Below are 1,511 nucleotides of genomic sequence, written 5' to 3'. Positions count from 1 at the left end.
CCGTGATGGTCAGGGTGCGGGTTCGAGGGTGACGCGGTAGCCGAGGGCTTCGAGCTCGCGGATGTGGCTGCGCTTCTTGCGGTCAGGGTTGGTGCGCCGGGTGTAGAAGTCGGCGCCTAGATCGATGAAATGCGCCTCGGTGTCGGACAGCAGGTGCCAGATGATGACGAGGATGGAACGGCCGACTGCGACGATGGCGCGCTTCTTGCCCTTGCGTCGGACGATCCGCCGGTAGCGCTCACCCAGGAAGGTGTCAGTGCGGCCGACGACGACCGCGGCTTCGCCGAGGGTGCGGGCCAGGTAGCGGTTGCCGTGCCCGGTGGCGTTCTTCCCCTTGCGTTTGCCGGCGGACTCCTTGACCGTCGGGGCGAAGCGTGCCCAAGAGGTCAGATGCGCGGCCGTAGGGAAGCGGCTCATGTCCAGGCCGACTTCCGCGATGATCGCGTGAGCGGCGGTCAGGCCGATGCCAGGGATCTCATCCAGCCGTTCCACCGCTGAGGCGAATGGGATGATCTCTTCCTCGATCTTGCGGTCGAGGGCGGCGATGTCGACGTTGATCGCATCGACCCGCGCCAGCATCGTGGCCAATAAGAATGCGTGGTGGTCAGAGAAGCGGCCGGTGAACGCCTCCTCCAACGCGGGTATCTTGCGACGCAGGCTGGAGCGGGCCAACTGTGCCAGCGTCTTGGGGCTGCGTTCGCCGCGGATCAGGGCGACCATCATCGCGCGGCCGGAGACGCCAAAGATGTCGGAGGCCACCACGCTCAGCTTGATCTGTGCGTCTTCAAGCAGTTTCTCCACCCGCTGTTTCTCGGCGGTGCGGGCCTCGACGAGGTCCACTCGGTAGCGGGTCAGGTCACGCAGCAGCCGGATCGCCGGCGGCGGCACGAAACTGGGTCGCAGCATCTGCCGCTCAGCGATTTTGGCCAGCCAGACCGCATCCAGCTTGTCAGTCTTCGGCCGGCCGGGCAGGTGCTTGACGTCACGGGCATTGACCAGCCACACGTCGAAGCCTTGGGCCTCCAGCAGGTAGAACACAGGTTTCCAATAGTCGGAGGTGGCCTCCATCACCACGCGGGTGACGCTCAGGCAGCGCAGTCGATCGGCCATCGACAGCAGCGAGCGGGTCATCGTGGTGTAGGTCTGCACCTCCTGCAGGCGCCTACTCGGCTTCTTATCGTCGGGCACGCGTGCGCAGCACACCAGGGTGGCCTTGCCGACGTCCAGCGCGGCGACCCTTTCGATGATCTCTTCGGTGTCGTGGGTCTGAGCGAGCATCGGGCCTCCTTCCCGTCGGGGACAGCGTGGGGTGGGTTGCCCGCGGAAGCCGCAAGGGGACGGTGACGAATCTGATCCGCGTGCTCGAAGCAACAGTGAAAGGCCCACAGGCGCGGCTCCCAGCGTCCGACTAAAGCACGGCCTCAACGACCAAGGAGAGACGACGTCAGCGAGCAACCACCCCGATTTTCAGGCCCGAACGGCCTCCTCCGCCAGGGGAGATTGGAGACTAA

Annotated in this window: 1 protein-coding gene; it reads right to left on the bottom strand. The window is 65.5% G+C overall.

Annotated elements, in window-relative coordinates; translation table 11 throughout:
• Positions 1–9: 9 nt before the first annotated feature.
• The gene (locus tag V5E28_RS48945; RefSeq protein WP_336217181.1) at positions 10–1,278 is read right to left on the bottom strand and encodes an IS110 family transposase; all 1,269 of its coding nucleotides are present in this window, start codon (positions 1,276–1,278) and stop codon (positions 10–12) included.
• Positions 1,279–1,511 lie beyond the last annotated feature (233 nt).

This window comes from Nonomuraea sp. LPB2021202275-12-8, from assembly GCF_037044575.1.
GTDB lineage: Bacteria > Actinomycetota > Actinomycetes > Streptosporangiales > Streptosporangiaceae > Nonomuraea.
Note: the sequence above shows the minus strand (reverse complement) of the source record. Positions and strands in the feature narration are given on the sequence as shown.